This window comes from Embleya sp. NPDC025285 (assembly GCF_055558835.1).
Map to the genome: position 1 here is coordinate 44,842 of NZ_JBVHLU010000058.1, position 26,483 is coordinate 71,324.

Here is a 26,483-nt window from a genome sequence, read left to right on the forward strand (position 1 = left end):
ACGGACGAGGCGGCCCGTGGATCGCGCGCGGCCCACCCGCCCCTACCGCCCGCCGTACACGTCGAACTCCCGGAGCAGCCCCTCCTCCTCCAACAGGATGGCGCGTGCCTGCGGACCCCGGAGTTCGGCGACGCCCGCGGCGAGTGCCTGGATCAGCGACGTGAAGGCGGTCATCGACCGCAATACCGACGGCCCCGCTGCATCGACGTATAGGACGTACTCTCCGGAAGCCGCCAGCGGGGACGCGGGGTTGTCGGTCAGCGCCACGCTCCGCGCCCCGCGTGTGCGCGCCCACGCGGCGGCCCGGACGATCTCGGCGCTGTAGCGGTGGATTGAGATGGCCACGAAACAATCGCCCGCGCGTACCCGACGCAGGCTGTCGATGAGCGTGCCCGCTCCCAGGTCGACGGTCTCCACGTCGTCGTGCATCATCCGCAGCAGATACGCGAGCAGGTACGCCGGACCGTGGCACTTGCGCAGCCCCATCACGTGCACACGCGGCGCTTCGGCCAGTGCGCGCACCGCTCCCCGCCAGGTCTCGGGATCCACCCGTGCGAACGTGCGGGCGATGTTGGCCGTGTCGAACGCGGCGACGCGATCCAGCAGATCCCCGCCCTCGGCGAGACGCTCGAGGTTGTCGTAACGACGCAGAAGCTGGGCCTGTTCGCGCAGACGTTCCCGACACAGTTCGGTCAGCCCGGGATATCCCCTCAGCCCCAGACTCGTGGCGAAGCGCACGACCGTCGCCTCGTTGACCCCCACCGCCGACGCCAGATCGGACACCGTCATGAACGCCACCCCCTCGGGGTCCGCCATGACACGATCCGCGAGCAACCGCTGCGACCTGGTCAGCCCCGCCTCCCGTTCGCGCAGGACGAGCACGAGATCGTCATAGGTGCCCGGCGGGGTGTTCGCGATATCGGCCATGCCCGGGATTCTCCCGCGCCCGCGCGCCGGGCGAAACGGAGCACCCCGCTGCGGTTCGGCCCTGCGCGGCTCGCGCCGACGGGCGTGATGCTCGCCGGCGCCGGGCGCGTTGCCGTAACGGCGGCGGTTGCTACAGCGGCAGGATCATCAGGGCGGTGTCGTCGGTGGCGCCGTCGGGCGGGAGGAGGTCGGCGAGGAGCGCGTCGGCCAGGGATTCGGGGGCGAGGGTGCGGTGGCGCGCGAGGGCGTGGGCGAGACGGGCGAGGGACGCGTCGATGTCCTCGCTGCGGCGTTCGACCAGGCCGTCGGTGTACAGGACCAGGATCGCTCCGGTGGGGTACCCGATCGCCGCCTGGGGGCGCGGGAGGTGTTCGGGGTGGGCGCCGAGCGGCGGGTCGGTGGCCCGGTCGAGGAAGGTGACCGCGCCGTCGGGGCCGAGCAGTGCGGGAGGGAGGTGCCCCGCGCTGCTGTAGAGGAGACTGCGGCGCGTCGGGTCGACGATCACCGCCACCGCGGTAGCGGACTCCGCGCCGGGCACCGAACGCGCGTGCAGCCCGAGCGCCTCCAGGGCGTGGGCGGGCCCGTCGGCGATGCGCAGGGTCGCGGTGAGAGCGCTGCGGAGCTGACCCATGACGGCCGCGGCCTTCAGGCCGTGTCCGACCACGTCGCCGACCGCGACGGCGGTACGTCCCTGGGGCAGGTCCACCAGGTCGTACCAGTCGCCGCACACGTTCAGCGCCCCCTGCGCGGGGCGGTACCGCACCGCCGCGGCGGCGAGCCCGGCGTGCGGCGACGGCGCGGGCAGCATGGCGCTTTGCAGGACGAGCGCCACCTCGCGTTCGCGGGCATAGGCCCCGCGCAGGCGTTCGTTGACCTCCTGGAGTTCCCGGGCCCGGTTGTACAGCTCCGCCTCCATGAAGCTCGCGGGGCTCCCGCTCTTGGCGCGCAGGAGTTCGGTGACCTCCTCGACCCGGTGCAGCACCCACTGCACCCGGCCGCCGGAGTCGAGGACCGGGACGTTGAGAATGCTCCAGTACCGCTCGTCCCAGACGCCGGGCTCGCCGGGCGGCTGCGTGTCGTACCGCTGTATGGCCATCGCGTCGCGCTGTCCGGTGGTCGCCACCCGGCGCAGCGACGCGGCGAGGTTGCGCGTGCCGGTCGCCGACCGGTCGTGGGGATTGTCGGGGAACGCGTCGAAGATGTACCGGCCGATGAGCTCCTCGCGTCGGCGCCCGGCCAGGAGCAGGTACGCGGGGTTCGCCTCCACATAGACCAGCTCCGGCGTCAGCAGTGCCACCCCGGCCGGCAGCGCCTCGTACACCGCGTGGAAATCCACGTGTCGGTTCACTCGGCCGGCACGGACGGGTGCCGCGGCGTCCTCGCCGGCTCCCGAGCCGCCATCGTCCGCGAGGCCCAGGACGTCGGCCGGGCCGGTCCCGGGTGCGGCGGTGGAACGCGCGGCGGAACCATCGGTCGGATCGAGGTCCGGAACGGCGTCCGGGGGAATACGGTGGCGCGTCGTCCCTGCCCGCGGCTGTCGGCGGGCCCGGTCGTTCGTCCCGCCGTCCATGTTGCCGTCGGCTCGATGGCTCGTGGACGCGCCCATGGCCACCACCCTTCGTTGGTGAAGCCCCGAGCCCGTTCGCCTTCCACCGTACGCGCGCGGAACAGCGGCCACATGTGCCGTGGCGGACCCGGTGGCCGCGTCCGACGCGGGCCGCTCGCACGGCGGCCGGCCTCGTCCGCGGCCCGGGCCCGCTCCCGTGGGATCCCACACGCGCGGACCCGCCGGCATACCGTTCGCCGAACGGGGCAGTAGCGCGTTGGTTGGACGGTGGGTACGCGCGCGGCCTGCGCGCCCGCCCCCGTTCGCGGAACACAGGCGTGGCGACCCGCGTCGGGTCGGCGGTTCGTCCCCTGGCCGGCTCGACGATTCACCGTGCCGCCTTGGCCTGAGTGGCACCGCTTCGCCGCCGTCTTCGAAGGGCAGGACACCGTGGGCATCTTCGCGTGGATCATTCTCGGCCTCATCGCGGGAGTCATCGCCAAGCTCCTGCTCCCGGGACGCGATCCCGGCGGGTGCCTGATCACGATCCTGATCGGAGTCGCCGGCGCGGCCCTGGGCGGGTGGATCGCCGCCGAGGTGTTCGACCGGCCCTTCGAGAAGCACTTCTTCGATCTCAAGACCTGGGGTGCGGCGATCGGCGGATCGCTGATCCTGCTGATCCTGTACCGCATCATCTTCGTCCGCACCCGGCGCTGACCGCCGGCGTTCACGAGGACGGCGTCCGTACCCGAATCCCACGCGGGGCACGGACGCCGTTCTCGTGCGATCGGACCCGTCCGGATCATCGACGGCGGCCGTGTGGTGACCAGCCGGTCCCGGTCCGTGAGCTGGTCGGTCGGAGCACGTCGCGGCGGGGCGGCGTGGGCCGCGCGCAGGCCGATGACGGCGAGCCGGTGCGCGGCGGACTCGGCGGCGAGGATGCGGCGGCGGGTCGTCTCGGTGTCGGTCGCCGCCTGGGCGGGCAGGGCCTCGACGAGACGGGTACAGGCGCGCAGTCGGCCCAGGCTTCGGTTCAGGGCGGGTTCGGCGTGGCGCGTGGGCGGGGGCGTACGCGAGACCGTCGCGGTCTGTCGTACCGTCGCCGCCAGGAGCCGGTCCCACGCGCGAAGCGCCCGTGTGCGCGTCGCCGGGCCGGGTGTCGGGAGCGCGGCCACGCGCACGAGCGCGGCGATCGCGAACGCGGCCGGCGTGACGGCGAACAGTGGCGGGCATGGGCCGGCCGCGGTCCCGAGGAATGGGGTGAGGAAGAACGTCATGAAGCCGAACACGCCCAACCCGTGGCCGCGTCGGCCGAATCGACGGACGTAGACGGAGCCGAGGATCACCGCGAGGAACGTCGACACGCGGACCGGGGTCGGCGCGGAGGCCAGGAGCCCGCCCGCGACCAGCGCGGCGAGCGACACGAACAAGCCGCCGAACAAGTGCGGCTGCCGTCATCCCGTCCGGTCCGGATCCGACTCATGCCGCGCACGGGTCGGGCCTTCCACAACCGGACGAGCCGGCGTGCGGCGCACGGTCACGGTGCTCGGCGCGTGACCGGGACGGCCGTCGTCCGGCGGTCGACCTACGAGACTTGCGCAGACTCAGGTTGGGCCGGCACCGGAACGAAAGACGCCGATCGGGCGATGCGAAACGGATGGTTGCGGACGGTCCGCACGCTCGGTGCCGCTCGCACATCCTCGGGAACCGACCGCGGGTACCGCCGGCCGATTCGCGCGGCGAGCAAGCGCGCCCGACGTCATGGAGGGGTGCTTCCGGCCCTGGCCTACCATCGTCTCCGTGACCTCCGCGCTGCTCCTCATCGATCTGATGCCACGCATCATCGCCCTGCCCCTCGCCCCGCACTCCGGGGAGCAGGTCCTGGCACGTTGCCGCCGGTTGGCCGAGGCGTTCAGGGCGAGTGGCCGCCCGGTGGTGGCCGTTCGCGTGGAGAGGCCGAACGTCACCGAGCAGCCGCCGGGCAGCGGCTTCGCCGACGATCTCGTCCGGTCCGGCGATGTCCTGGTCGTCAAGCGCACCGTCGGGGCGTTCCACGGCACCGACTTGCACGACCGGTTGCGCGATCTGGGCGTGGACACGCTGGTGCTCGCCGGATTGGTCACCACGATGGGGGTCGAGTCCACCGCGCGGGCCGCGAGCGACCACGACTACGAGTTGGAGTTCGTCGCCGACGCGATGTCCGGGTTCAGTGCGGACGAGCACGACTTCACCGTGGAGCGGATCTTCCCCCGATTCGGCGAAGTGCGTGACACGGCGGCCTACACCTGACCGTCATCGCCCGGCCCGAACCCGCCGCCGGAGACCGGCCACAGGTCATGGTCGCGCTACCGGCCACCTTCCTCCACCGGCTTGGCTGAGGGAGCGGCGGAGGCATCGCCGAGGGCGGGCGCGTGGTCTTCCGTGGTGAGCAGGCCGAGGGCTGTTCTCAGCATGGCCGTGCTCCAGTTCAGCGGTGTGTGGGGTGAGGGCACGATCAGTTCGTTGCCCTGTTCGTCACGGTAGGTGACATGGCATTCCGGGACTCGGTAGGGCGGCACTTCCCGCACGTGGTAGCCGTCGTCCTCGCGGAGCACGGCGTGCCACTGATTCTCGCCGGTGACGCCGGCCAGCATGCGGTTCAGGTAGCGCACCGCGAATTCGCGGTAATTTTGGGCCTGTTCGGGGTCGGTCCGCCGGGTGTGCAGACTTCGGCGAGCGGCCCACGCGGCCAGTTGGCCGAGTGGGTGCGTCCAGGCGGCCTCGCGCCCTCGCGGCGTCAGGCGGCCGCGCAGCTCCTGCTTGCGGTCGAGGTCCATGTCGCCCCCGCGGGCCTCCGCGTCCGCCTTGATCTCGTTCTTGATGGCGTGGACGGTCGCCTGCACCTCGTGCGTGTGGAAGTTGACGCGCTGGTACGAGTCCTCGGCATAGCGGATGAGGCCACCGGTGGCCGGGTCCTCCAGGGAGCGCAGCGCGTCGAGGACCACCGTCTCCACTTCGCGCGCGGTCGTGGGCCGGGCCGAATCGCCGATGGGGACGCGGCCTTCGGCGAGCAGTTCCGGCAGGCCGTACATCAGGAGGTAGACCAACGACGCGTCCGCCCGGCGGTGCCGGATCGAATCGGCGTCGTAGTCCGGCGATTCGAACGGGATCCGCCGGCCGATTTCCCGGAGACCGGCGTCCACCATCGTGCCGACGGTCGCGGTGAAATCCTCGCCGTCCGCCAGAAAACCGAGTTCCGCGTGGTCCGCGAGCCCCCTGATTCTGTCGAGCAAGGCTGTTTCGACGGCCATCACCGAGGTGCGTCGCGCGGCGACCTCCTCCCACGATCCCGAGCTTTCGTAGCACGGGAAACCGACCGCCCGGAGAAACGGCACGACGAAGCGAAGGAACTCCTTGTGCGCCGGCAACAGTTCGCCGGTGCCGATGAACCCTCGATCCAGCGCGTCCAGGACGAGGAACGCGAGCATCTGGAACGAATCCTGCTTGTTTCGCCACCTGTTCGGCTTTTCGGCCTCGAGGTCGTCGAACCACAGGGATATGTGGGGCCATTCCTCCTGCCCGGTGTCCCCTCGTTCCACGACGGCGGCGAACCGGGCGAGTTGCGCGGGTGTGGAGATCAGGTGCAGCGCGCTGTGGATCAGCTCGCGCCCGATGGCCCCTTCCGTCGCGTATCGGTCCGGGTCGCTCAGGAAGAGCTCCATCATGGCGCTCGCGGCCTGCACGTGATCGCGCAGGTAGAACATCGTCGACATCTCGCCGTGCCGCACGGTGGGGTCGGCGGCGATGTCCGTCGCGGCGACGATGGAGACCCGTCGCGCCTCTCCGTCGACCCGCACGCTCCCGGCCTCGATCACCGGCAGATCGAGCGTGCCCCGCTCTTTCAGCAGCGTCTCCACCGTGCGCAGGTGCGTCGGCGAGCCCTCCGCCGTCACCAGGCGGGCCAACGTCGCATTGGCGAACGGGATCCCGACGCCCTCGGACGCCCGATGCGCGCGATTCCTGGTCATCAGCTCGCGCAACAGCGCCTGGTCGTCCTGCCGGTGAAATGCGGGCACATTTGCTCCGTCGTACATGGCCGATACCGGTGCGGCGCGGCTCGATTTCATGAGAACCGTCGCGGCGAAACACAGGACGACGGGCGATCCACGGAGTCTCACGGTATTTCCGGAAATCGCGTCAACGCCTTGATCGTCCGATTTCACCGTCCACGGCATCCTCATCCACTGCGGACTTTTGGACACGCACGGTAACCCCAATCGATCCGCCTTTGCAAAGCGCAAAGCCGACCGCTGTGACCCTGGTTATATTTTGCCACGCACAGTGGCGGAATTTGATTCGGGGCAATGGTCCGGCATATCCCGATGGGTGCCCCGCCGGGTCGGTGCGGCCTCGTGCGGGGGTGTCAGGGCCGGCGCGCGGTGATCAGCCAGGCGCGGGAGTCGAACCACACGCCGTCGCCGGTGTCGTGTGCGTCCAGGGTCGCGCGCAGCCGATCGAGTGCGCGCTCCGCGGACGCGGCGTCCAGGTCGGCGAGCGGGTCCCGAGCCATCAGCAAGCGAAGCACGGCCGCACACGCGTGATCGGCGTCCGGGCCGTAGTAGACGGGTTCGCGAACGTCGACGACGTCCACCGCGGTGAAGCCGGCGGCGGTCAGGACACCGGCCGCGAGGTCCGGATCGGCCAGTGCGAAGGCGGCGTCGGCTTCGCCGGCCGAGGTCGACACCGGGTGTCCGGTCGCGAGCGCCGCCCGGATCGCGGTGGCCCACTCCTGGCGGTCGCGGGCCTGCCAGACCAGCTGTACGAAGGGCGCGCCCGGGCGCAGGGCTCGCCCGATGTTGGCGAACGCGGCGAGCGGGTCGGCGAAGAACATCGTGCCGAACCGGCTGATGCCCACGGTGAATTGCTCCGGTGCGAAGGCATGGGTCTGGGCGTCGGCCTGTACGAAGCCGACATTGTCGAGCCCTTCCGTCTCGGCCTGTTCGCGAGCCCGCGCCGTCATCCGGTCCGAGACGTCGATGCCGAGCGCGGTACCCGGCGATGCGGCGCGGGCCGCGCGCCGAGTGGTCTGCCCGGTGCCGCAGCCGATGTCGAGGACACGATCGCCGGGATGGATGTCGAGGGCGTCCCACAGCCGTTCCTGGTACCGAGCGAGTTCCGAGTCGTAGTCGAACATGGTGATCGCCTCCTCACACCGCGGGGCCGTCGCGGAGCACGCCGCGCACGGTGTCGAGCCGAACGCCCGGGTCGAGCTCCGGCAACCACCATGTCGCGCCGGCCCGCACGTACGGCTCGGGATCGACATCGGGCGGCACAGCGATGGCGATGTCGTACGAGGCCATCTCACCATGGCGCAGTTCGGTGAGGGTGCCGACGGCCTCGGCGAGTTGGTTCGGGTGCTCGAGGTCGACCGGGAAGAAGCCGTCGAGCCGGGCGGCCCGGCGGATCGGCTTGGGGCTGCCCGGGAACGCGGCGGCCCACACCGGCACGCCGGGCCGCTGGACCGGTCGCGGCCGGAACGCGATGGCGTCGACGGTGTAGTGCTCGCCGCGATGGCGCACCGGTTCGCCGGACCAGGCGGCGCCCAGGATCGCCAGGGACTCGTCGAGCATGCGCCCGCGCACCCGGTCGTCGAGTTGCTCGCCGGTCTTGGACAGCTCGCCGCCGAACCGGTCGCCGCCGAGTCCGACACCAAGAGTGAGCCGGCCGTCGCTCAGCCGATCCAGCGTCGCCGTCTCCCGCGCGACCTTGGCCGGCCGTCGACGGGGAAGCGGCGAGACCATCGGGCCCAGCCGCAGCCGCTCTGTCGCGGTCGCGATCGCCGCGAGCACGATCCACGGATCGGCGACCCGGCGTACCGGCGCCCGCCAGCACAGGTGATCCCACACGAAGCAGCCGTCCCACCCGGCTTCCTCCGCGTCGGCGGCCAGGTCCGCCACCACCCGCGGGTCGGCGAGGTCGTCGAAGAGCGGCAGCCACAGTGCCGAGCGCAGCCGGCTCACGATCGGTCTCCTGTCGTGTGCCGCACCAGGGCCGCCACGAATGTGTCCCACACCGGCCGCGGCAGGTCGTGTCCGGCCCCCTTCAGGGCCAGCAACTCGGCACCGGGGATCGCCTCCCGCAGCGCCTCGCCGTGCGCGAGCGGCAGGAGCGGGTCCCGGTCGCCGTGGACCACGAGCGTCGGCACCGCGATGTCGCCGAAGCCGCCTCGGGTCGGCCCGTCGAGCTCGATGGCGTAGTGGTTGACCAGAGTCGACGCGTAGCTCTTGGCGCGCGCCACATCGTGTTCGACCAATGCTCGAATGGCGTTCTCGTCGAAGTACGGCGAACCACCGGCGTACGCCCGCGCGGCGGCGACCACGTACTCGACGAGCGCGGCGGCATCGGAGGAATCCGGCTCGGGCGGCATGGCCAGGTCGCTCGACGGCGGCGGCAGGTCGTCGGCTCCGGTCGAGCACGAGAGGAACGTCAGCGACGCGAGCCGATCGGGATGGTCCACACCGAGGATGAGTGCGATCCCGCCGAACATCGATTGACAGACCACATGGGCGCGTTCGATGCGCAAGGCGTCCAGGAGTCCGAGCACGTCCAGTGCCAGGTCGGTGAACGAGTACGCGGGCCGTCCCGGCGGGTAGGCGGTCGACCGGCCGGTGTCCCGATGGTCGTACCGGACCACGAACCGGTCCCGGGCGGCGATCCGTTCGCACAGATCGGTATCCCACCACAACATCGAGGCCGACGACCCGGCGACCAGCACGACGGCCGGGGCCGTGTGGTCTCCGAAGGTCTCGACACACAACTCGGCGCCGTTGATTTCGAGGAGTTGCTCCCCGTGTGATTGCTGAGGGCTCATGTCCGGAACGTTAGAGCCCGTGACTCGATCGCGAAAAGCGATGATTTTCGATTGGTTCAATCGCTTGTCGCAATGGTCATCGCCGGTGCGGCACTAGGTTGGAATACATGACCGATGTCGAGCTGCGCCACCTGGCGGCGTTGGCCGCCGTCGCCGAGGAGGGCTCGTTCGGCCGGGCCGCCACCCGCCTCGGGTACACCCAGTCGACGGTGAGCCAGCAGATCGCCGCATTGGAACGGGCCGTCGGCGGCCTGGTGTTCGACCGGCCGGGCGGGCCCAAGCCCGTGCGGCTCACCCCACTCGGCTCCGTGGTCCTCGACCACGGTCGCGAACTGCTGGCGAAGTCCGAGGCATTGGCCGACGCCGTGGACCGATTCAAGGCCGGGGAAGGCCGCATCGACATCGGCACGTTCCAGAGCGTGTCCAACGTGATCCTGCCGTCGGTCGTACGCCGGCTGCGAGACGAGTACCCCGGTTGCGACATCCGGTTGTCCGAAGACGAGCCGGACCAGCCGCGGCTCGGTGACCTCGACCTGCTGTTCTACGACGGTCGCATCGACGGCGACGTCGAGCACCTCAAGCTGCTCGACGATCCGTACCTGTTGGTGGCGCGCGCCGGCACCTTCCCCGACGGTCCGGTCCCGCCGGCGCTGCTCGACGGCGCACCGCTGCTGGCCTGGCCGCTCACCTGCGACCAGCCCCGAATGGAGCAGGCGATAGCCCGGAGCGGCGCCCGTCCGCAGATCGTGTTCCGCACTGCGGTCAACGACACCCTGCTGTCGATGGTGCGCGCCGGCATGGGGTCGGCGGTACTTCCCTGGCTGGCCATCCGCGGTGCCGACATCGCCTCCGACGACAGGCTCCGCATCCACGAACTGCGGCCTTCCCTGCCGCCACGCGAGATCTACCTGCACTGTCGGGTCGGACGGACCCACTCACCACTCGCCACCAGGGCCATCGAGATCGCCGTGGAAGTCGCCGCCGACCTCGCGCCGCCACCGACCACCGAGTGAAGCCTCACAACGTGCGGTCGGGCTGCTCGACCCCGGCGCCGGCGGGGGCGTCGATCGCACCGACGACGCGCCCCGCCGTGCCTCCGGCCGACCCGACCCGACGTGGATGCGGGCCCGGCCGGCGCGGTCAGGTGCCGTCGATCAGGCGGGTGGCCAGGTTCGGGTCGAAGGTTCCGGCCGCGACGCCCGGAGCGATACCGCACGGGCCGTCGGAGTCACCCGGCACCTTGATCCACAGCTCGTACTCGGCACCGCCGGTGCCCGCTCGGGACGGCTTGCCGAGCTTGCTGCCGGCCGGGTTGCACCACGCGCCGTCGGCGCCGCCGTTGCCGTTGCGACTGGTGTCGATGAGGTACTTGGCGGTTTGTGCCCCGCCGTTCGGCAGTGCGGCGCGGACCTTCTCGGCGTAGCCGGCCGAGTCCGCGGTGGTCTTGTAGTTCGACACGTTGACCGCGAATCCGCGCACATTGGCCACTCCGGCCTGGGCCAGCCGCGAGGCCATGGTGGTGGGCGCGATCCAACCCGCGTTGCCGCCGTCGAGGTAGACCTTGGCGTTGGGCGCCTTGGCCTTGAACTGCTCGGTGGCGTAGCGCAACAGGGCGAAGCGAGCATCCTTTCCCTGAGCCGACATGCAGTCGACGTTGGCAACGGCGTCGGGCTCGATGACCACGATCGCCGAGCGATCGCCGACCGCGCCCGCGAAGTCGGAGATCCAACGGCGGTAGGCATCCGGACCGGCGGCGCCGCCGCCGGACGCGCCGCCGCAGTCCCGATCCGGGATGTTGTAAGGCACCAGGATCGGCGTGCTCCGGGTGGCGGTGGCGGCGTCGACGTAGGTACGCACCGCCTTGCCGATGTCTCCGCTCCAGGCGCCGAACCAGCGGGCGCCGGCCTGCGTGGCGATCGAGGTGCGAATCTTCGCCGCACGCGGGTCGGACCCGTGCTCTCGTACCCACGCCGCCGCGTTGTTCGTCGGGTCGGTGTAGAACTTCTCGCCCGAACTCGCCGGGGGGACCTTGGCGGTGGGCGAGGACGTCGACGTGCCGGCCGGTGGGGAAGCGGAGGACGGTCGAGCGCTGGGGGTACCGACAGGCTTCGTGCCGGGGCGGGAGGAGGCCGAGGGTTTCGCGGGCACGCCGGGGGCCTGCGAACCGGTGGGCACCAGCGACACGTTGTCCAGGGTCGCCTGGAACCCCTTGGCACGGCCCCCGAGTTGGAAGGTGATCTGGGTCGCGTCGATGCCGGGCATGGCCAGGAAGCGCAGCGTGTGCCTGCCGGTCTTCTCGGCGAACGTGACGGTGCGATCCAAGACGGTCTTGTAGGGCGGGAGATGCGACTGGACGGTGACCCGAACCTTGGCGGATGTGGTCGCCGAGGCGTCGAAGGAAAGCGTGTACACGGCGAGGTTGGTCAGATGCAGACCACCCTGCCCGAGCATCGAATCCCAGGGCGCGCGGGTGTGATCGGGAACCGTGACCCGCGCCCGCCCGTCCACGGTCTTGGCCGTGGTCGCACCGGTGGTCCACCAATAGGCGGGATTCGGCTCGAAGGCCCCGTTGGTGACGAGATCCCTGCCGCCGGCCGCGGGTGTGGCCTGCCCGACGCCCGGCAGGCCCACAACACAGGTCACCGCCACCATCGTTGCGAGCGCTGCACGCCGACCCTGCATGTGTCCTCCGTGAGCCCGAGCGAACGGTTGGCTTGCCGCGCATGTTAGGGCCGGGCCCACGGCACCGCTATCCACCGAACGCGAAGAGACGAACCCGCGCGGAATCGTGTGAGCGGGAGCCGGTGGCCGGACCGCTCGCAACGGGCCCGAGGCGCACGCGCGTTGCCGCGATACGGAACACGCGGAACACGCGGTAGACGTGGGACACGCCGAATACGCCGAGCACGGATGACGCGTGGCAGACGCGCTAGGAGGATCTCTCGTTCTCGATCGGGTCGTCGGATCGGTCCTCGACGAGGGCCCGCGCGTAGTTGCTCAGCGAGCGGTTGTAGCGGGTCAGGTGTGGCGCGAGCGCGCCGAGGGCGAGCGAGACGGCCTCGCGCTCGCGGCCCGCGTCGACCAGTGACAGGGCGAGGAACGCCGCAATCGCGTCGTCGAGTTCGTCGGTCGCGGCGGCCGCTTCGGCGGTGAGCAGCGCGATGCTCTCGGCCGACTCGCCGAGATTGCGCAACGTACTGGCGAACTGGATGGTGGCGGGTCGACGCAGCTCGTCCGGCAGTCCGGCGGCGAACGCGCGGCGGTAGTGCGGCGCGGCCTGCGCCTCGTACCCGGTCGAGTCGTATGCCGACCCCATCCAGTACGCGGCGACGGCGTCGTCCTCCGGCCGCTCCGCGACCAGCGCGCCCACGGCCGCCACGAAGTCGTCGCCCTCATGCGCGTCGAGGTCGGCCCACAGCGCCTCCATGCGTCGCTGCCAGTCCTGCCTGTCATCGTCCAGCGGATGGGAAGTCATGATGTGGACGATCTTTCCACAGGACGAGTGCGGCCCACGAGGAGATGGGCGCGCGCAGGGCGCCTCGGACGCGCGCGGTGCGGGGATTCACCTCGACTTCGCCATGCCGACTCCGGCGGGGAGGGCGTGGGAGGGGTCGTGGGTGGCGATCGATTCCCGGATCCGGTCGGCATACTCCGTCTCCCACCACGGTACCGTGCGAACCAGGGTCGGGCGTGAACCGCTGATCTGGACGAAGGCCCGGCCGCGGGGCATCGACATCAGGTCCGCGGCGTCGAGTACCGCCTCCGACCGGGAGGACCGGCTGATGCCCCGGTGGTCGCCGAACTTGTGGCTGGTGCTGGTGGTTCGCGGCTCGAAGCTGCCGCCGGATTTGGCGAGTTTCTCCAGAAACGAGATGTCCGAGACGCCACCGCCGTACACGCGGACGTTCGCCGCGCCCCACAATTTCGACATGCCGTTCTCGCCCCATACCGAGACGCCCTGAGCCCAGGACTGGAGGATCACCATGACGATCACGCCGCGCGAGCCGAAGTGTGTGAACTTGTCCGGAAGCGCCTTCCAGGGACACACGTTCGCGGCCTCGTCCAGGACGAACAGCGCCGGAGTTGGCAGCCGTCCGTTGGGCAGGACTCGGGAGTACTTGTCCGCCTCCTCGGCCAGGATCGTGGTCAACGCCATCACCAGCGGAGCCGCGATCTTGTTCGTCTCCTCGGACAGCAGATAGAGCGTGTCCGAGGGAGAGCGCACGAACGCCTTGTGGTCGAATTCGGGCCGTGAGGGGTCGCTTCCCGGAGTGACCCACTCGTTGATGTTGTCCGCCACCAGAAACGAGGCCATCTGGATCGCCGTGCCGTAGACACCCGCGCGCTGCCGGTCCGGCTGACCGATCACCGACTCGACCGACTCGGCCGGCATCCGGTGCCCCGCGTCGCGCAGGATGCGTACGGGGGTGTCGTCGGTGGGACGGGTCAGCCATACGTAGACCTGCGTGATCGGACGCTTGTCGATCGACGCCGCAAGGAGCAGGTTGGCGAACAGATCCTGGGCCGCGGGCTCGAAGTACGCGTCGCTTCGGGCGTGGCTCTGGCGATTGACGGACACGAACCTGCCGGCGAGCTTGACCGCGCTGACGATGCTGTCGCCGACGTAGGTCAGCGGGTTCCACCAGAACACCGGCTTGCCGCCGGCCTGGTTCTGCGGATCGAAGATGTAGACGGTGCCCTTGTCCTCGCGGATGGCCCGGGTGGCATCCACCACGTCACGCTTGTTCGACGTCACCACCACCGCCCCCGGCGCCGCGACGATGTTGGGAATGGCCCGGGTCGCCGTCTTGCCGGTACGAGGACCCCAGATGTCGACGTGCATGTCCTCCCAGGAACCCCAGAGCTCCTGGTCGCCGCGAATGGCCCGGCCGATGAACACGCCCGGTGTCGTGCCCTGCGGCACCCCGAGTTTCGTCGCGGTACGGGTCACGCCCGCGGTCGTGGACGCGTGCAGTTCCCTGGACGTGGCCAGATGGCGATCGGCGCGGTCGATGCGTTCGCGCTCGCCCCGAAACCTGGCGAACACCCGCCAACCGACCACCGCGACGATCAACAGCGCGGCGACCTGTAGGCAGAGCAGGACGGTCGCCGCGGTACCCGGCCACCGGTAGTCGCCGATCATCAGCCGCACGCCCAGCACCAGCGGGTTGGACCCGGGCTGTTCCGTCGGTCCGCCACCCCAGGAAGCCGCGAGCCACATCATCCCGTGCAGGACCACCACGGCGATGATGCCGAACAGGAAGACCAGCGCTTCGAGTTCGACGTTGGGCCCTCTGCGCTTCTGCAGGGAGCTCATCGGTTACCCACCGCCGGCGGCTCGGAGGGCTGCCTCGTCGAGGAGGAAGCTCGCTGGGTAACCGTCGACGGAGGCAAACCCCACACGCGTAAAGCCCTTTCGCATGTCCGGGCAACCCGTGGACAAGGCGGCCCCAACGGTGGGTCGTGATCGGCTGACCGGATCTCGACGCTTGGCTGCATCGACCGTGCCGGCACCAGGTGAACGCGCGGCACCGCGATGCCCGCCGACGGGCGAACTCCGCACGCCGGATTCCGTCCCGTAGATGAACACCCTTGGGATCGCCGGGACATCGCCGATGTGTCACGCACCGGATCGGTGACCGAGTTTTCGGTCAGGCAGCGCTCCTCGCACCGCGACCGCCGGCGGATGGATGAGCGCGAGCGTCCGCGCGGGGAGCGATGACACCCGTACAGGTCCACCGGGCCGCCCACGGCCGCTCCGCGGGGTCCGCGATCGGCCCGGTCGTCCGGCGTGGCAGCACCCGCCGCGTGAGCCGGTCCTGCGAACACGACGCAAAAGGAGCAGACTCGAATATTGGAGGAACACCTTTCCATCGGTAAATCTCCCAAGGAGGCCGCAGCCATGAGCGGCACGACTCCGGCACCTCACCTGACCATCGTCCGGCCCGGCGAAGGCGCCGACGGCGACCTCGGCAGCATCGGCGTCGCCTTCAAACTCTGGGGCCGGGACACCGGCGGAAGTGTCTCGATCGTCGAGCACCCGTTCCCCGTCGGCGCGCTCGTGCCCCCGCACCTGCACACTCGCGAGGACGAGTACTCCATCGTCACCGAGGGCGAGATCGGCTTCCGCTCGGGTGAGCGCGAAACCGTCCTCGGCGCGGGCGGCTACATCACCAAGCCGCGCGGCGAAATGCACACGATGTGGAACGCCGGCTCCACCCCGGCCCGCATGATCGAGGTGATCAGCCCGGCCGGCTTCGAGCACTTCTTCCGCGAAATCGCGGACCTGCTCGCCGACGGCCCGCCCGCCCCGGAGGACTTCGCCGCACTCGGCGCCGCGTACGGCCTCGAGTTCGGCCACCCGGACTGGCTGCCGGACGTCATCGCCCGCTACCACCTCACCCCGCCACCCGGCGGATGACCCGGCCGGACTTCGGGTCCCGGGGTCCGTCAGCGGTCCCGACCGGGGACGGCGCCGGAGTCGCGGCCCGGTTCCCGGTCTCGTTCCCGAGCCTGGGCTCCGGCGCGACTTCCTCGGTGTCGCCGCGTCCGAAGGTGCCGCGAGTGCCGCGAGTGCCGCGGGTGCCGCAGATGCCGCGCCAAAGGGATAGCTCGGCCGCCGCCGGTGCTCTTGAATGAGGGGATACAGGAGACCTGCCAGGGCGTCCGGTCCGCGCCCGGTGACCTTGGCATGCGCGGACGCGAGGAGAGCGACGCTTGGAAAGCGTGTATCACGGGTTTCGGTTCCATCAACTGCTCGCCCTGCCGAAGGCGACGGCGGATCCGGACCTCGGAGCGATCGGTTCGGGCGCGGCGCGGCATGCGCAAGCGGCCACCTTCGCGGCGTTGACCGCGGCGCACGCGAGGCTGGCCACCCAGCTCGTCGGCCCACCGCCTGCCCTGTCCGTTGCCTGGGTACGGTCGACGCCGGGCGGACCACTGCGGTTCCTGATGGGCGGCAGACCGTACTTTCCGCCCGCCGGCGGCACCGAGCCGGTCGGTGGGCACGGCAGGGTCGCGTATCCGCGCGGGGCGCGCGTCATGTCGCTCCCCGAGCGCGAAGTCGCCGACATGCTCGAGGCGTTGCCGTACTGGGTGCGGTGTGTCGGCGCCCCCGACATGTTGTGGACCCAGACCTTGTCGACTTCGCGGCCGGTGGGCGGGCCGAGGCCGATCCTGGACACCGCCGCCACGTACATCGACACGCCGTTCGCGTGGCTGGTGATCGCCGAGCCCGTGCCCAGAGAGGTGCTGGACTGGGCGGGTCCCGACCCGGCCGATCTGTTCGTGCCGCCGGCCCGGACCGACCAGGCGGTCATGGAGCGCGACGCCGAGCGACGCCGTGCGTTGGCCCGGTCGCGGGCGACCGGTATGTGGGACGTCCGGATCCTGGTCGGAGCCGCGGACCCCGCGACGGCACATGCCGCCGCGGGATTGTTGTGCGGTGCCGCCGATGTGACCGACCAACCGTTCCTGCTCACACCGACACGCGGTGTGAGCGACCTCGCCGGGAGCTGGGCGGCACCGGAGGATCGCCGACCCGACCCGGTGAGCGGCGGCACCTGGCCGTTCACCGCCACGACGGAGTTCCTGGGGGCGCTCGCGCGCCCGCCGGTCCTGGAGACGGCGGGACTGCACATGTTCCCGCCCAACACCTTCGGTCTCACCTACCCGGAGCTCGATGACGGCGCGTTCCTGATCGGTGACGCGCTCGACGAGACGCAGACCCCGATGGGACCCATGCGGGTCGCGCGGTCGACGCTCAACAGGCACACGTTCGTCTGCGGGGCGACGGGTTCGGGCAAGTCCCAGACCGTACGCTCGCTCCTGGGTGAACTGTCCAGACACCCCCAGCCCGTGCCGTGGCTGGTGATCGAGCCGGTCAAGGCGGAGTACGCCCGGATGGCCGGCCGGCTCGGCCCCGATCACCGGGTGACCGTCATCCGCCCCGGCGACCCCGACACGGCGCCGGCCGGACTGAATCCGCTGGAGCCCGAACCCGGGTTTCCCCTGCAGAGCCACATGGACCTGGCACGGGCACTCTTCCTGGCGGCATTCGACACGCACGAGCCGTTGCCGCAGGTGTTGGCCCGAGCCATGAGCAAGTGCTATCGCGACTCCGGGTGGGATGTGGTCGGCGGGGAGCAACGCCCGCCGTACAAACCCAAGTTCCTGGTGGACGAGCCGGACGTCCCGCGCGCCGCGCGCTATCCCACGCTCGACGATCTCCGCACGGCCGCGATCGACGTGGTACAGACGATCGGCTACGGCAGCGAGGTCACCAGGAATGTCCGAGGCTTTGTGGACGTCCGCATCGGCGGCCTTCGCGAAGGCGCGTGCGGCCGTTTCTTCCAGGGTGGACACCCGCTCGACATCGCCGCGCTGCTCGAAGGCAACGTCGTGCTCCAACTCGAGAACATCTCCAATGACCAGGACAAGGCCTTCGTCATCGGCACGGTCCTGATCCGCATCGTCGAGTATCTGCGGGTGCGGACCGATTCCGCCGTGCCCGGCAGGCTGCGTCATGTCACCGTCGTCGAAGAGGCCCACCGCCTTCTGCGGGCGGGTGGCAACCGGATCTCCCTCGCGGCCGCGGAACTGTTCGCCGGTCTGCTCGCCGAGATCCGCGCCTATGGCGAAGGCGTCGTGGTCGTCGAACAGATCCCCAACAAGATCCTGTCCGACGTCGTAAAGAACAGCGCGTTGAAGATCATCCATCGGCTCCCGGCCGCCGATGACCGCGCGATGGTCGGCGGCGCGGTGAACCTGCAAGGCACCCAGCACGAACGGGTGGTGGCGCTGCCTCCGGGGCATGCGGCGGTGGCCACCGACGGCATGGACGTGCCCGTCCTCGTCGCCATGCCGTACGGCGAAGGGTCCGAGAGCGAGGACGGAGTCGCCACCGACCCACCGCTGCGCGGCCGACGCAGCGTACTGTGCGGCACCGCCTGCGCCGAACAGCCATGCACGCTGCGCGTCATGAGCCACTGCGCCCATACGGCCGGCGATCCCGAACTGGTCCTGTGGACGGAGGCCAACGCGGTCGTGATCGTGACCATGCAGGGTTCGTTGCGACCCGGCGAACCCCTCCTTCGGCGACTGCGCGACCTGGACGACCGCGAGCTGCACTGCACCCTGGTGTACGCGGCCGAACGCGCGGCGGCCGCACGCGTGGAGGTCATGTCGGGCGATATCGATCCGGACGACTTCGCCGGCCGGCTCGCGGCCGTGCTCGCCCACCGCTGCGACCGGGGTCCCGAACCGCAGGCCGTCGATCCGCGAGCCCTCACCTACGGGACCTTCCGCTGGCAGGACATCAAGGACGCGCTGCAAGCGGCGAAGGAGGCCGATCCGAGCACGCCGTGGCAACACCCGGACAGCGCCGAGTGGGCCCGCCGGGGCTTGCGGCTGACCGGCGCGACGCCCGCCGGCCAGTTGCAGGAGTTGTGGCAGAAGCCCTTCTACTGGTCGGGTTCGAACATCGCCCGGTACGGGAACCCGTTCCGCAGCGGACTGCACGACGCGGTCGCCACCGTCGCGGGGGCAGTCAATGCCGAGGCCATCAAGCGGGCCTTCCGCATCGCGTGTGCGGACACACCCGAACGCGGAAGATTCCTGAACTGGACCACGACAAAGCTGGCGGAACGCTTCAAGGCCGGCGTGTGACGCGGGCGCCGAGGCGATCCCCGCGGCGCCCGGCGGAGCACCTCCGCGACGCGCGTGGCCGCCCGGAGTTCGGGCGCGCAGCCCCCTGAAGGTGATCAACCACCTTTGCGGTGACGCGTATCGCCGCCGAGAACGATGGTGAGCAGGGGGGCGATGTGGACGAAGTCGTGGTGCGGTCGCGGCATCACGCGGTGCTGGAACCGGGCGCCGGGGGTGATCCGACCGATTAGGCCATGGCCGTCGCGCTCGCCCCGGGCGGCCGGGCCCGTCGTGCTCTGGACGGCTCGGGCACGCGCCGAGACGACCCGTACGCGCAGCGAGTGGGGACGATCTGCCCCGACGTCGGCGGCATCGGGGGCGGATGGGGTGGTGGCCGGTGCGGATTCCGCGTTTGCCGGCGGCGAGCGGGCCGGGGATGGCGCGGGACGCATGCGCGCGGGCGGGACGGATCTCGCCCGCGCGCTGCGGTCACCTCGCCCCGGCCGGGCCGGTCACCCCGCCTGGGTGAGACCGGCGAGTCCCGGCGGGAGGTCGCGGGTGTGCACGACGCCCAGTCGCTGTGTCGCGCGGGTCAGCGCCACATACAGGTCGGCCAGGGCGAACGCGGCCGGCTCCACGACGATCACCGCGTCGAACTCCAGGCCCTTGGCCTGCTTGGGCTCGAGCAGCACCAAGGGCCGGGTGAGGTCCGGCTCGACGCCTCGTTCGGCGTGCGGGACCGCCGTCGCCACCGCGTCGATCAGGTCACGCGGCGCGATCACCGCGAGGCGTCCCTCGGCCGGAACCTGCGGATCGCGGCCGGCGGCCCCGTCCCCAGGGTCCGACTCCGGGGCGACCCCCTCGTGCGCGACGGCCCACGCCACAGCCCCCGGCAGGTCCCCGGTGTGGTGCGACCACGGCTTCACACCGGTCGAGCGCACCGATTTCGGCGGTTCGAAGCCCGGGTCGGCGGCACGCATGACGTCGGCCGCGACCTGCATGATCTCGGTCGGCGTACGGTAGTTGACGCCCAGCCGGACCCGCTCCCAGCGACCTTCGACGTACGGCACCAGGATGCGCTCCCAGGATCCGCACCCGGCCGGCTCCGAGGTCTGCGCGGGGTCGCCGACCAGGGTCATCGACCGGGTGGGGCTGCGCCGCATGAGCAACCGCCAGGTCATCGCCGAGAGTTCCTGGGCCTCGTCGACCACGATGTGGCCGTAGGCCCAGGTGCGGTCCGCCGCCGCGCGCTCGGCGGAGGTGCGGTGGTCCAGCTCCTCCTGGCGTTCGGCGAGGCGCTCGGCGTCCACGAGGTCGTGCGCACTCAGCACCTCGGACTCCTCGTCGTCGCGGTCCTCGAACTCCTGCGTACGCGAGCCGTAGGACAGATCGAGCACGCCCTGCGCGTAGGCGATCTGCCGCCGGCGCTCGGCATCCGCCGCGGCCCGTGCCAACGAGTCGTCCTCACCCAGGAGTTCGGCGGCCTCGTCGAGCAACGGCACGTCGCCCACCGTCCATTCGTCGGTGGTCCACGTCCCGAAGACCGGGTCGTACGCGGCCGGCCGCCGGATCGCCGCGGCGTCCTCGTCGGACAGGTACACCGGTTCGGCGAGATAGTCCGCGAGCAACGTCTGCGGGGTCAGGCGCGGCCACAGCTCGTCGACGGCCGCCTGCACGGCCGGGCTCTCGGCGACCGACATCGCCAACTGCGCGACCTCTTCCGAGCCGAGGAAGTTCGGCCCCCCGAACGGGTCCGCGCCGAGCCGGTCGACCAACTGCTCGGCGAGGCCGTCGATCACCCGCGACGCGAACGCCGCGCGGGCGAGGTTGTGCGGCAACAGCGTCGCACGTGCCTTGCTCCGGGCGGCCCGAACGATCCCCGCGTCGAGGAACAGGTCGCCGTCGTCGTGTCCGATCACCAACGGCGTCTCGGGCACCGTCTGTTGGTCGGCCACGAAGCGGGCGAGCACCTCGGCCATCGCGGCCCGACCCTTGACCTCGGCGGCCGCGGGGGTGTCGACGGCGGTCGTGGTGACACCCGGGAACAACTCGCCGGGTGTGGCGAACTGCACGCCCGTCTCGCCGAGCGAGGGCAGGACGTCCTCGATGTAGCCGAGGAAGGCGGGGTTGGGGCCGACCACGAGCACGACGCGGCGGGTCAGGTGCTCACGGTTGGCGTACAGCAGGTACGCCGCGCGGTGCAGCGCGACGACCGTCTTGCCGGTGCCCGGGCCGCCCTCGACCACGAGGATGCCGCGGTGCGGCGCACGGATGATGCGGTCCTGCTCGGCCTGGATGGTCTGCACGATGTCGTGCATGCGCCCGGTGCGGCGGGCGTCGAGCGACGCGAGCAGGACCGCGTCGGCGTCCGAGCCCTCGAAGCCGGTGCGGGTGTCGTCCGTGAGGTCGAGGATCTCGTCGTGCAGCGCGGTGACCCGCTGCCCGGACGTGGTGATGTGCCGCCGCCGGCGCAGGCCCATCGGAGTGTGCCCGGTCGCGAGGTAGAACGGTCGTGCGACGTCGGCGCGCCAGTCGATGATCAGTGGAGTGTGTTCCGCGTCGTCGCGACGGATTCCGATCCGTCCGATGTGATGGTCGGCGCCGTCCCGGAACAACAATCGCCCGAAGCACAGGCCGTTGGCGCCGGCGTCGAATGCCGCGCGCAGGCTCGAGTGCTCGAAGACCGCGATGTCCCGCTCGACGCGTGCCTGCCGGGTGCCGTCGTGCTCGCGCCCGAGCGCGCTCGTCACGGCGGCCTCCGCCTGGGCACGCAGGTCCGCGAGGCGTGCGTAGAGCGCGTCGACGAATTCCTGCTCGTATCGCAATTCGGCGTTTGACAATTCGTCTCCCGGACGGGTATTATGCCTTCATTGAGATTCCTGAATGCCGCAAAAAAACCGGTATTCAGAACCATCCAATATACCTTGAATAAGAGCCCCGGACGTCAGGACGTCCGGGGCTTTCTCGTTGCCACGGCGGCCGTGGAGACGCCGAGGACGAACGACGCGGTGGCCGGCGGTACGGTGGATTTCGTGACGATCGACGCCTTCCCCGACCCGACCGCGGAGTTCGAGGCGCAGCGGGGGCGGCTGTTCGGGATCGCGTACCGGATGCTGGGGTCGGCGGCCGAGGCCGAGGACGCGGTGCAGGACGCGTACCTGCGCTGGCACGCGGCCGATCGAGGACACATCGAGGTGCCGGGGGCGTGGTTGGCCAAGGTGTTGACGAATCTGTGCCTCAACCGGCTGACGTCCGCGCGGGCGCGGCGCGAGGAGTACGTCGGGCCGTGGTTGCCCGAGCCGGTGCGGACGGACGCGGGGGCGCTCGGGCCGTTGGAGACCGCCGAGCAGCGGGACGCGGTGTCGATGGCGATGCTCGTGATGCTGGAACGGTTGTCGCCGCCGGAGCGGGCGGTCGTGGTCCTGCGGGACGCGTTCGGGTACAGCCATCGGGAGATCGCCGAGGTGCTGGACTGGCCGGAGGCCAACTCCCGGCAGACCTACCGGCGGGCGAGGCAACATCTGGTGTCCGGGCGGCCGCGCTTCGAGGCTTCCGCGGAGGTGCGTTCCGACCTGCTGGCGCGTTTCCTGACGGCGGCGGCCGAGGGGGCGCTCGAGCAACTGGAGTCGCTCCTCGCCGACGACGTCGTGACGTGGACCGACGGGGGTGGCAAGGTCTCCGCGTCGACGCGACCGGTCTCCGGGCGCGAGAAGGTGGCCCGGTTCCTGCTGGGTCTGGTGGAGCGCTTCTCGTCCGATACGGAATTCGGCTTCGCCGAGGTCAACGGCGAGGCGGCGCTGTTGGGCTGGGAGGGCGGGGCGCTCACGACCGTGGCGGTGGCGCAGTTCGGCGCGGAGGGCATCGCGGGCGTGCGGATCGTCCGCAATCCGGAGAAGCTGAAATTCCTCGAAGAACAATGCCGAGAGTTGTCACGTAACGCATAGCCGTCCGGTTCCTTGCTGACGAGGGCGACGTCGCGACGGTGCGGCGTCCCCGTAGCGAGGAGGACCGATGAGCGAGAACGTGATCCTGGTGACGGGCGCGACCGGTGTGCTCGGGCGCGAGGTGCTGGATCGGGTCCGACGCACCGGGCTGCCGGTGCGCGCGATGACCCGCAGGGCGGCGCTGCCCGACGACGCGGGGGTCACCTGGGTGACCGCCGACCTGCAGACCGGCGAGGGTCTCGACGCGGCGTTCGACGGCGTCGCGACGATCATCCACTGCGCGTCGGACACGCGGAAGCCGAAGCACGACCTTCCCGGCTGGCGGCACCTGCTGGGCGCCGCGAAGCGGGCCGGAGTCGGGCACATCGTGAACATCTCGATCGTCGGCATCGACCGGATCCCGTACTCCTACTACGAGATCAAGATCGAGGGTGAGCGGTTGCTCGCCGAGTCCGGTATCCCGTGGAGCAATCTGCGCGCGACGCAGTTCCCCGAGCTGCTGCACAAGGTGTTCGGCCTGTCGTCCAGGACGCCCTTCGTCATGGTCCCGTCGAAGACCGTGTGCCAGCCCGTCGACCAGGGCGAAGTGGCCGACCGACTGGTGGAGTTGGCGCAGGGCGCGCCGGCCGGGCGGGTCGCGGACCTGGGCGGGCCGCGGGTGTACCAGGCGGGGGACCTGGCTCGTTCCTGGCTGAAGGCGGTGGGCAAGCGGCGGTGGGTCCTGCCCGTGCGGGTCCCGGGCAAGGCGGGCGCCGGACTGCGCGCCGGGGGGTTGGTCACGCGGGAGAACGCGGTGGGCGTCAGGACGTGGGAGGAGTACCTCGCCGCGAAGCTGGACGGCTGAACACGACCCGCTGAGCGCGGCGCGGGCTTCGGTCCCGCGGGTCGCCTCGGTTTGCTTTCGGGCGGTCTCGGCCTGCCCGTTCTCGCCGAAGGCGTGACCTGATCGGGCGCGGGCCCTCCGGCAGGTGCACGAAGAGCTCGTGCCGGAGGGTCCCGAGCCCGTCCGCGACCACCCCACACGTCCGCGAGGAGCTGCTCCGGGCGGCCCGGACCGGTGCGTGGGGCGGGCCTGTGGGCGGGACGTCGACGGGCGTGGGCGACTCGTGGCCCGATGACGCGTGCCCGTCAGTCGAGGCGTGCGTCGAGACCGTACAGCTCCAGCGTCTGGTCGAGTGCCCGCTTGATCTCCGTGGGCGTCAGTCCTCGGTCGGTGCGCAGGTGGTGCAGCAGGCTCGGTCCGCACGGGCCGAGCAGGAAGTCCGCGATGGTCGTGGCGTCGGCGTCCGGCCGCAGCCGGGCGATCAGCATCGCCGTGTGGATCCGCATCGCACGGTAGGGCGCGCTGGTGTAGCGCGCGCACGGATCGGCGACCTCCGCCGCCAACAGCATCGCGTGCTGCTCCACGACGCGATCGACGAGTGCGTGCAGGAACGCGCGCAGGCGGTCGGCGGCGGGCGCCCCCGGGCCCAACGGGGGCGGGCCGGAGAGGAAGGCGGCCTGGAAGACCTGTTCGCGCTCGTCGAGGAGTGCGAACAGTAGGCCGGCCACATCGCCGAACCGGCGGTAGACCGTGCCGACGCCCATCCCGGTGGCATGCGCGACCGCGTTCATGGTGAGCGCGTCGGGGCCCTGCTCGGCGACGATCCGGCCGGCGGCATCGAGGATCCGGCGACGGTTGCGGGCGGCGTCGGCCCGTTCCGGCGGAGGTTGTTCGGCCATCGGGAGATCGATGCGGGGCGGTGGGCTCATGATCGCAGCCTAACGGATAGTCATCCGCTTCCCACTTGCCAAACGGATTCCTATCCGCTTGACTCCTCGTCGAAGCGGATAGCAATCCGATTAGTCCTGCCGGAGGTTTCGCCATGACCACCAAGATCGCCGTCGTCTACTACTCGTCCACGGGCAACGTCCACCAACTCGCCCGGGCCGTCGCCGAAGGAGCGGAGAAGGCCGGTGCCGAGGTACGCCTGCGCCGGGTGCCCGAACTCGCGCCCGACGAGGTCGTCGACTCCGTACCGGCATGGCGCGCGCACCTCGATGCCACCCGGGACGTCGAGGTCGCCACGCTGGACGACCTCGTGTGGGCCGACGCCTACGCGTTCGGCTCGCCGACGCGGTTCGGCAACATCTCCTCGCAGCTCAAGCAGTTCATCGACACGACCAGCGGGCTGTGGCAGCAGGGCGTGTTCGTCGACAAGCCGGCCACCGGATTCGTCAGCGCGGCGAACCTGCACGGCGGCAACGAGTCGACGCTGTTGGCGCTGTACAACACCCTGCACCACTGGGGCTCGCTGATCGTGTCGCCGGGCTACACCGACCCGGTCGTGTACGGCGCCAACGGCAACCCGTACGGCACCGCGCACGCCTCCGGGGCCGGCGAGCCCGGCGACAACATCCTCGAAGCCGCCCGCTACCAGGGCGCGCGCCTGACCACCGTGACCCGAAAGCTCCTGGCCGGCCAGGCCGCGTAGGCGCCGCCTCGCATGTGCGCACCCGTGTTCGCGCGCGAGCGCGGGATGCGAAATCCGGGACACCCCAGCCCGGTTGGATGGCTTCGCCGGCCTTTCCTCGCAATTTCGATATTCGTCGTGCATGTCCGCGGCCGACGTGGACAGCCTTGCTGGAGGCGCCCGGGACGGGCGACCGGCCGGGTGAAGGGACGTGCGTCATGGGGACGAACGGGTTCGGTCCGCATCGTTTCGCGGAGCGAGCGGAGCGAGAGGCGGCGGAGTCGGCCGAAGGTGAGGGGATGGCCCTGGCACTGGTGTGGTTGGCGGACGAGTATCGGCGCTCCGCGCCCTCCGATGGGGGTCGTCGCGTGACACCGATGCGGACGCGGTCGGATGCGGACGGGCCGGACGCCTTGCTTCGGTGACGACGGGCCGGGCGAGTTCCCGGTCCTCCCCGTCGGTGGGCGGCGTCCGCTCGCCCGGAGACCGGCGGCGCGATGCCGGGGTCCGGAGACGGGTTCAGGTCCGGTGCCGGGTGAACGCGGTGGCCGGTGGGTCGTCGCGTGCGCGCTCGGTTTCGGGCCGCGACCGTCCCGGCGCGCGGGTACGGATGCTCGTGGGCAGCGGGGATGCGGGTGATTCGCGTCCGGGGCGGGATCGACCGGTTTGCCGTACGGGATTCCGGATCGCAGTGAATCGGGTAGGCATCACGACATGACCACTCACGAGCATGACAACGTCCCCAGCGGCGCGCCGGAGGACCTCGTCGAGCGCGCTTCGGGTGTGGGTGGCACGCCATCCGGGATGAGCGCGACCGACGTGCGGGTACGAAGTGATTTGGCGCGCCACCTGGGACGCGACATCTACCCCGCCGATCGCGAGGCGCTCCTGGCACGGCTGCGCGGGACGTCGGCGCCCGACCACCTGGTGGATCTCCTCGCCGGGTTGCCGGTGGACGGCTTCGACTACGAAAGCGTGCAACAACTGTGCAGGGCCCTCGGCCTGGGCACGGAAGAGCACCACACCTGACGAGAGGCGACCGGGGGGGGCGAGGGGGGGGGGGGGGGGGGGGGGGGGGGGGGGGGGGGGGGGCGGAGGGGGGGGAGGGGGGGGGAGGG

20 protein-coding genes are annotated in these 26,483 nt (G+C 70.9%); 9 read left to right on the forward strand and 11 right to left on the reverse strand.

Going from position 1 to position 26,483, the window contains the following annotated elements; all coding sequences use genetic code 11:
• Positions 1-42: 42 nt before the first annotated feature.
• A complete protein-coding gene (locus ACZ4FV_RS32045; RefSeq protein ID WP_395860283.1) occupies positions 43-927 on the reverse strand; it encodes a MurR/RpiR family transcriptional regulator in 885 nt (294 codons plus the stop codon).
• Positions 928-1,057: 130 nt separating this feature from the next.
• Positions 1,058-2,533, reverse strand: a complete 1,476-nt coding sequence (locus ACZ4FV_RS32050) for a PP2C family protein-serine/threonine phosphatase (protein ID WP_465323889.1) — start codon at positions 2,531-2,533, stop codon at positions 1,058-1,060.
• 390 nt (positions 2,534-2,923) lie between these two features.
• On the opposite strand from ACZ4FV_RS32050, the gene ACZ4FV_RS32055 reads away from it, so the two are divergent.
• A complete protein-coding gene (locus tag ACZ4FV_RS32055; protein WP_395860279.1) occupies positions 2,924-3,190 on the forward strand; it encodes a GlsB/YeaQ/YmgE family stress response membrane protein in 267 nt (88 codons plus the stop codon).
• Positions 3,191-4,273: 1,083 nt separating this feature from the next.
• Entirely contained in the window at positions 4,274-4,762 is a 489-nt protein-coding gene (locus ACZ4FV_RS32060) for an isochorismatase family protein (protein WP_465323890.1), read from the forward strand.
• Positions 4,763-4,818: 56 nt separating this feature from the next.
• Here the strand turns inward: ACZ4FV_RS32060 and ACZ4FV_RS32065 are convergent, their stop codons facing one another.
• The 4 genes from ACZ4FV_RS32065 to ACZ4FV_RS32080 all read right to left on the reverse strand — a co-directional run bounded on the left by ACZ4FV_RS32065 (position 4,819) and on the right by ACZ4FV_RS32080 (position 9,323).
• Complete coding sequence (locus ACZ4FV_RS32065; protein WP_465323891.1) at positions 4,819-6,528, reverse strand: hypothetical protein; 1,710 nt, start codon at positions 6,526-6,528, stop codon at positions 4,819-4,821.
• 347 nt (positions 6,529-6,875) lie between these two features.
• A complete protein-coding gene (locus tag ACZ4FV_RS32070) occupies positions 6,876-7,646 on the reverse strand; it encodes a class I SAM-dependent methyltransferase (protein WP_395860273.1) in 771 nt (256 codons plus the stop codon).
• Between the two features lie 13 nt (positions 7,647-7,659).
• Positions 7,660-8,472 carry an LLM class flavin-dependent oxidoreductase gene (locus tag ACZ4FV_RS32075; protein WP_465323892.1) on the reverse strand — a complete coding sequence of 271 codons (813 nt, stop codon included), beginning with the start codon at positions 8,470-8,472 and terminating at the stop codon, positions 7,660-7,662.
• Positions 8,469-9,323 carry an alpha/beta fold hydrolase gene (locus ACZ4FV_RS32080; protein WP_465323893.1) on the reverse strand — a complete coding sequence of 285 codons (855 nt, stop codon included), beginning with the start codon at positions 9,321-9,323 and terminating at the stop codon, positions 8,469-8,471. The genes ACZ4FV_RS32075 and ACZ4FV_RS32080 overlap by 4 nt, the downstream gene beginning before the upstream one ends.
• Before the next feature lie 107 nt (positions 9,324-9,430).
• Here ACZ4FV_RS32080 and ACZ4FV_RS32085 point away from each other — a divergent pair, with 107 nt between their 5' ends.
• Positions 9,431-10,336 carry a LysR family transcriptional regulator gene (locus ACZ4FV_RS32085; RefSeq protein WP_465323894.1) on the forward strand — a complete coding sequence of 302 codons (906 nt, stop codon included), beginning with the start codon at positions 9,431-9,433 and terminating at the stop codon, positions 10,334-10,336.
• Positions 10,337-10,463: 127 nt separating this feature from the next.
• Here ACZ4FV_RS32085 and ACZ4FV_RS32090 read toward each other — a convergent pair whose 3' ends face one another.
• From ACZ4FV_RS32090 to ACZ4FV_RS32100, 3 genes are all read right to left on the reverse strand, one after another.
• Positions 10,464-11,966: a glycoside hydrolase family 6 protein gene (locus tag ACZ4FV_RS32090; RefSeq protein ID WP_402233452.1), complete on the reverse strand. Its 1,503-nt coding sequence runs from the start codon at positions 11,964-11,966 to the stop codon at positions 10,464-10,466.
• Positions 11,967-12,252: 286 nt separating this feature from the next.
• The gene (locus ACZ4FV_RS32095; protein WP_402233449.1) at positions 12,253-12,798 is read right to left on the reverse strand and encodes a tetratricopeptide repeat protein; all 546 of its coding nucleotides are present in this window, start codon (positions 12,796-12,798) and stop codon (positions 12,253-12,255) included.
• An 87-nt stretch (positions 12,799-12,885) separates the two neighbouring features.
• Entirely contained in the window at positions 12,886-14,640 is a 1,755-nt protein-coding gene (locus tag ACZ4FV_RS32100) for a type IV secretory system conjugative DNA transfer family protein (RefSeq protein ID WP_402233446.1), read from the reverse strand.
• A gap of 585 nt (positions 14,641-15,225) precedes the next feature.
• Between ACZ4FV_RS32100 and ACZ4FV_RS32105 the strand changes: the two genes are divergently transcribed.
• Together ACZ4FV_RS32105 and ACZ4FV_RS32110 are read left to right on the forward strand one after the other, a co-directional pair.
• A complete protein-coding gene (locus ACZ4FV_RS32105) occupies positions 15,226-15,744 on the forward strand; it encodes a cupin domain-containing protein (RefSeq protein ID WP_395860259.1) in 519 nt (172 codons plus the stop codon).
• 305 nt (positions 15,745-16,049) lie between these two features.
• A complete protein-coding gene (locus tag ACZ4FV_RS32110) occupies positions 16,050-18,989 on the forward strand; it encodes an ATP-binding protein (RefSeq protein WP_395860961.1) in 2,940 nt (979 codons plus the stop codon).
• 491 nt (positions 18,990-19,480) lie between these two features.
• Here ACZ4FV_RS32110 and ACZ4FV_RS32115 read toward each other — a convergent pair whose 3' ends face one another.
• Positions 19,481-21,793: a HelD family protein gene (locus ACZ4FV_RS32115; RefSeq protein ID WP_402233780.1), complete on the reverse strand. Its 2,313-nt coding sequence runs from the start codon at positions 21,791-21,793 to the stop codon at positions 19,481-19,483.
• A 207-nt stretch (positions 21,794-22,000) separates the two neighbouring features.
• Here ACZ4FV_RS32115 and ACZ4FV_RS32120 point away from each other — a divergent pair, with 207 nt between their 5' ends.
• Both ACZ4FV_RS32120 and ACZ4FV_RS32125 read left to right on the forward strand, forming a co-directional pair.
• On the forward strand, positions 22,001-22,912 hold the full coding sequence (locus ACZ4FV_RS32120) for an RNA polymerase sigma-70 factor (protein WP_465323895.1): 912 nt from the start codon (positions 22,001-22,003) through the stop codon (positions 22,910-22,912).
• 67 nt (positions 22,913-22,979) lie between these two features.
• Complete coding sequence (locus tag ACZ4FV_RS32125; protein ID WP_465323896.1) at positions 22,980-23,756, forward strand: SDR family oxidoreductase; 777 nt, start codon at positions 22,980-22,982, stop codon at positions 23,754-23,756.
• 284 nt (positions 23,757-24,040) lie between these two features.
• On the opposite strand, the gene ACZ4FV_RS32130 is transcribed toward ACZ4FV_RS32125, so the two are convergent.
• Positions 24,041-24,664 carry a TetR/AcrR family transcriptional regulator gene (locus ACZ4FV_RS32130; protein ID WP_465323897.1) on the reverse strand — a complete coding sequence of 208 codons (624 nt, stop codon included), beginning with the start codon at positions 24,662-24,664 and terminating at the stop codon, positions 24,041-24,043.
• 113 nt (positions 24,665-24,777) lie between these two features.
• On the opposite strand from ACZ4FV_RS32130, the gene wrbA reads away from it, so the two are divergent.
• Positions 24,778-25,386, forward strand: a complete 609-nt coding sequence (wrbA, locus tag ACZ4FV_RS32135; protein WP_395860251.1) for an NAD(P)H:quinone oxidoreductase — start codon at positions 24,778-24,780, stop codon at positions 25,384-25,386.
• A gap of 693 nt (positions 25,387-26,079) precedes the next feature.
• Positions 26,080-26,394, forward strand: a complete 315-nt coding sequence (locus ACZ4FV_RS32140; RefSeq protein ID WP_395860249.1) for a DUF2795 domain-containing protein — start codon at positions 26,080-26,082, stop codon at positions 26,392-26,394.
• The last annotated feature ends 89 nt before the right edge of the window (positions 26,395-26,483 follow it).

Excerpts from the sequence above, each read along its gene's own strand:
- ACZ4FV_RS32045 (WP_395860283.1), bottom strand. The coding sequence starts at position 927 with ATGGCCGATATCGCGAACACCCCGCCGGGCACCTATGACGATCTCGTG.
- ACZ4FV_RS32140 (WP_395860249.1), top strand. The coding sequence starts at position 26,080 with ATGACCACTCACGAGCATGACAACGTCCCCAGCGGCGCGCCGGAGGAC.
- ACZ4FV_RS32100 (WP_402233446.1), bottom strand. The coding sequence starts at position 14,640 with ATGAGCTCCCTGCAGAAGCGCAGAGGGCCCAACGTCGAACTCGAAGCG.
- wrbA (WP_395860251.1), top strand. The coding sequence starts at position 24,778 with ATGACCACCAAGATCGCCGTCGTCTACTACTCGTCCACGGGCAACGTC.
- ACZ4FV_RS32085 (WP_465323894.1), top strand. The coding sequence starts at position 9,431 with ATGACCGATGTCGAGCTGCGCCACCTGGCGGCGTTGGCCGCCGTCGCC.
- ACZ4FV_RS32125 (WP_465323896.1), top strand. The coding sequence starts at position 22,980 with ATGAGCGAGAACGTGATCCTGGTGACGGGCGCGACCGGTGTGCTCGGG.
- ACZ4FV_RS32070 (WP_395860273.1), bottom strand. The coding sequence starts at position 7,646 with ATGTTCGACTACGACTCGGAACTCGCTCGGTACCAGGAACGGCTGTGG.
- ACZ4FV_RS32130 (WP_465323897.1), bottom strand. The coding sequence starts at position 24,664 with ATGAGCCCACCGCCCCGCATCGATCTCCCGATGGCCGAACAACCTCCG.
- ACZ4FV_RS32050 (WP_465323889.1), bottom strand. The coding sequence starts at position 2,533 with ATGGGCGCGTCCACGAGCCATCGAGCCGACGGCAACATGGACGGCGGG.
- ACZ4FV_RS32080 (WP_465323893.1), bottom strand. The coding sequence starts at position 9,323 with ATGAGCCCTCAGCAATCACACGGGGAGCAACTCCTCGAAATCAACGGC.
- ACZ4FV_RS32095 (WP_402233449.1), bottom strand. The coding sequence starts at position 12,798 with ATGACTTCCCATCCGCTGGACGATGACAGGCAGGACTGGCAGCGACGC.
- ACZ4FV_RS32105 (WP_395860259.1), top strand. The coding sequence starts at position 15,226 with ATGAGCGGCACGACTCCGGCACCTCACCTGACCATCGTCCGGCCCGGC.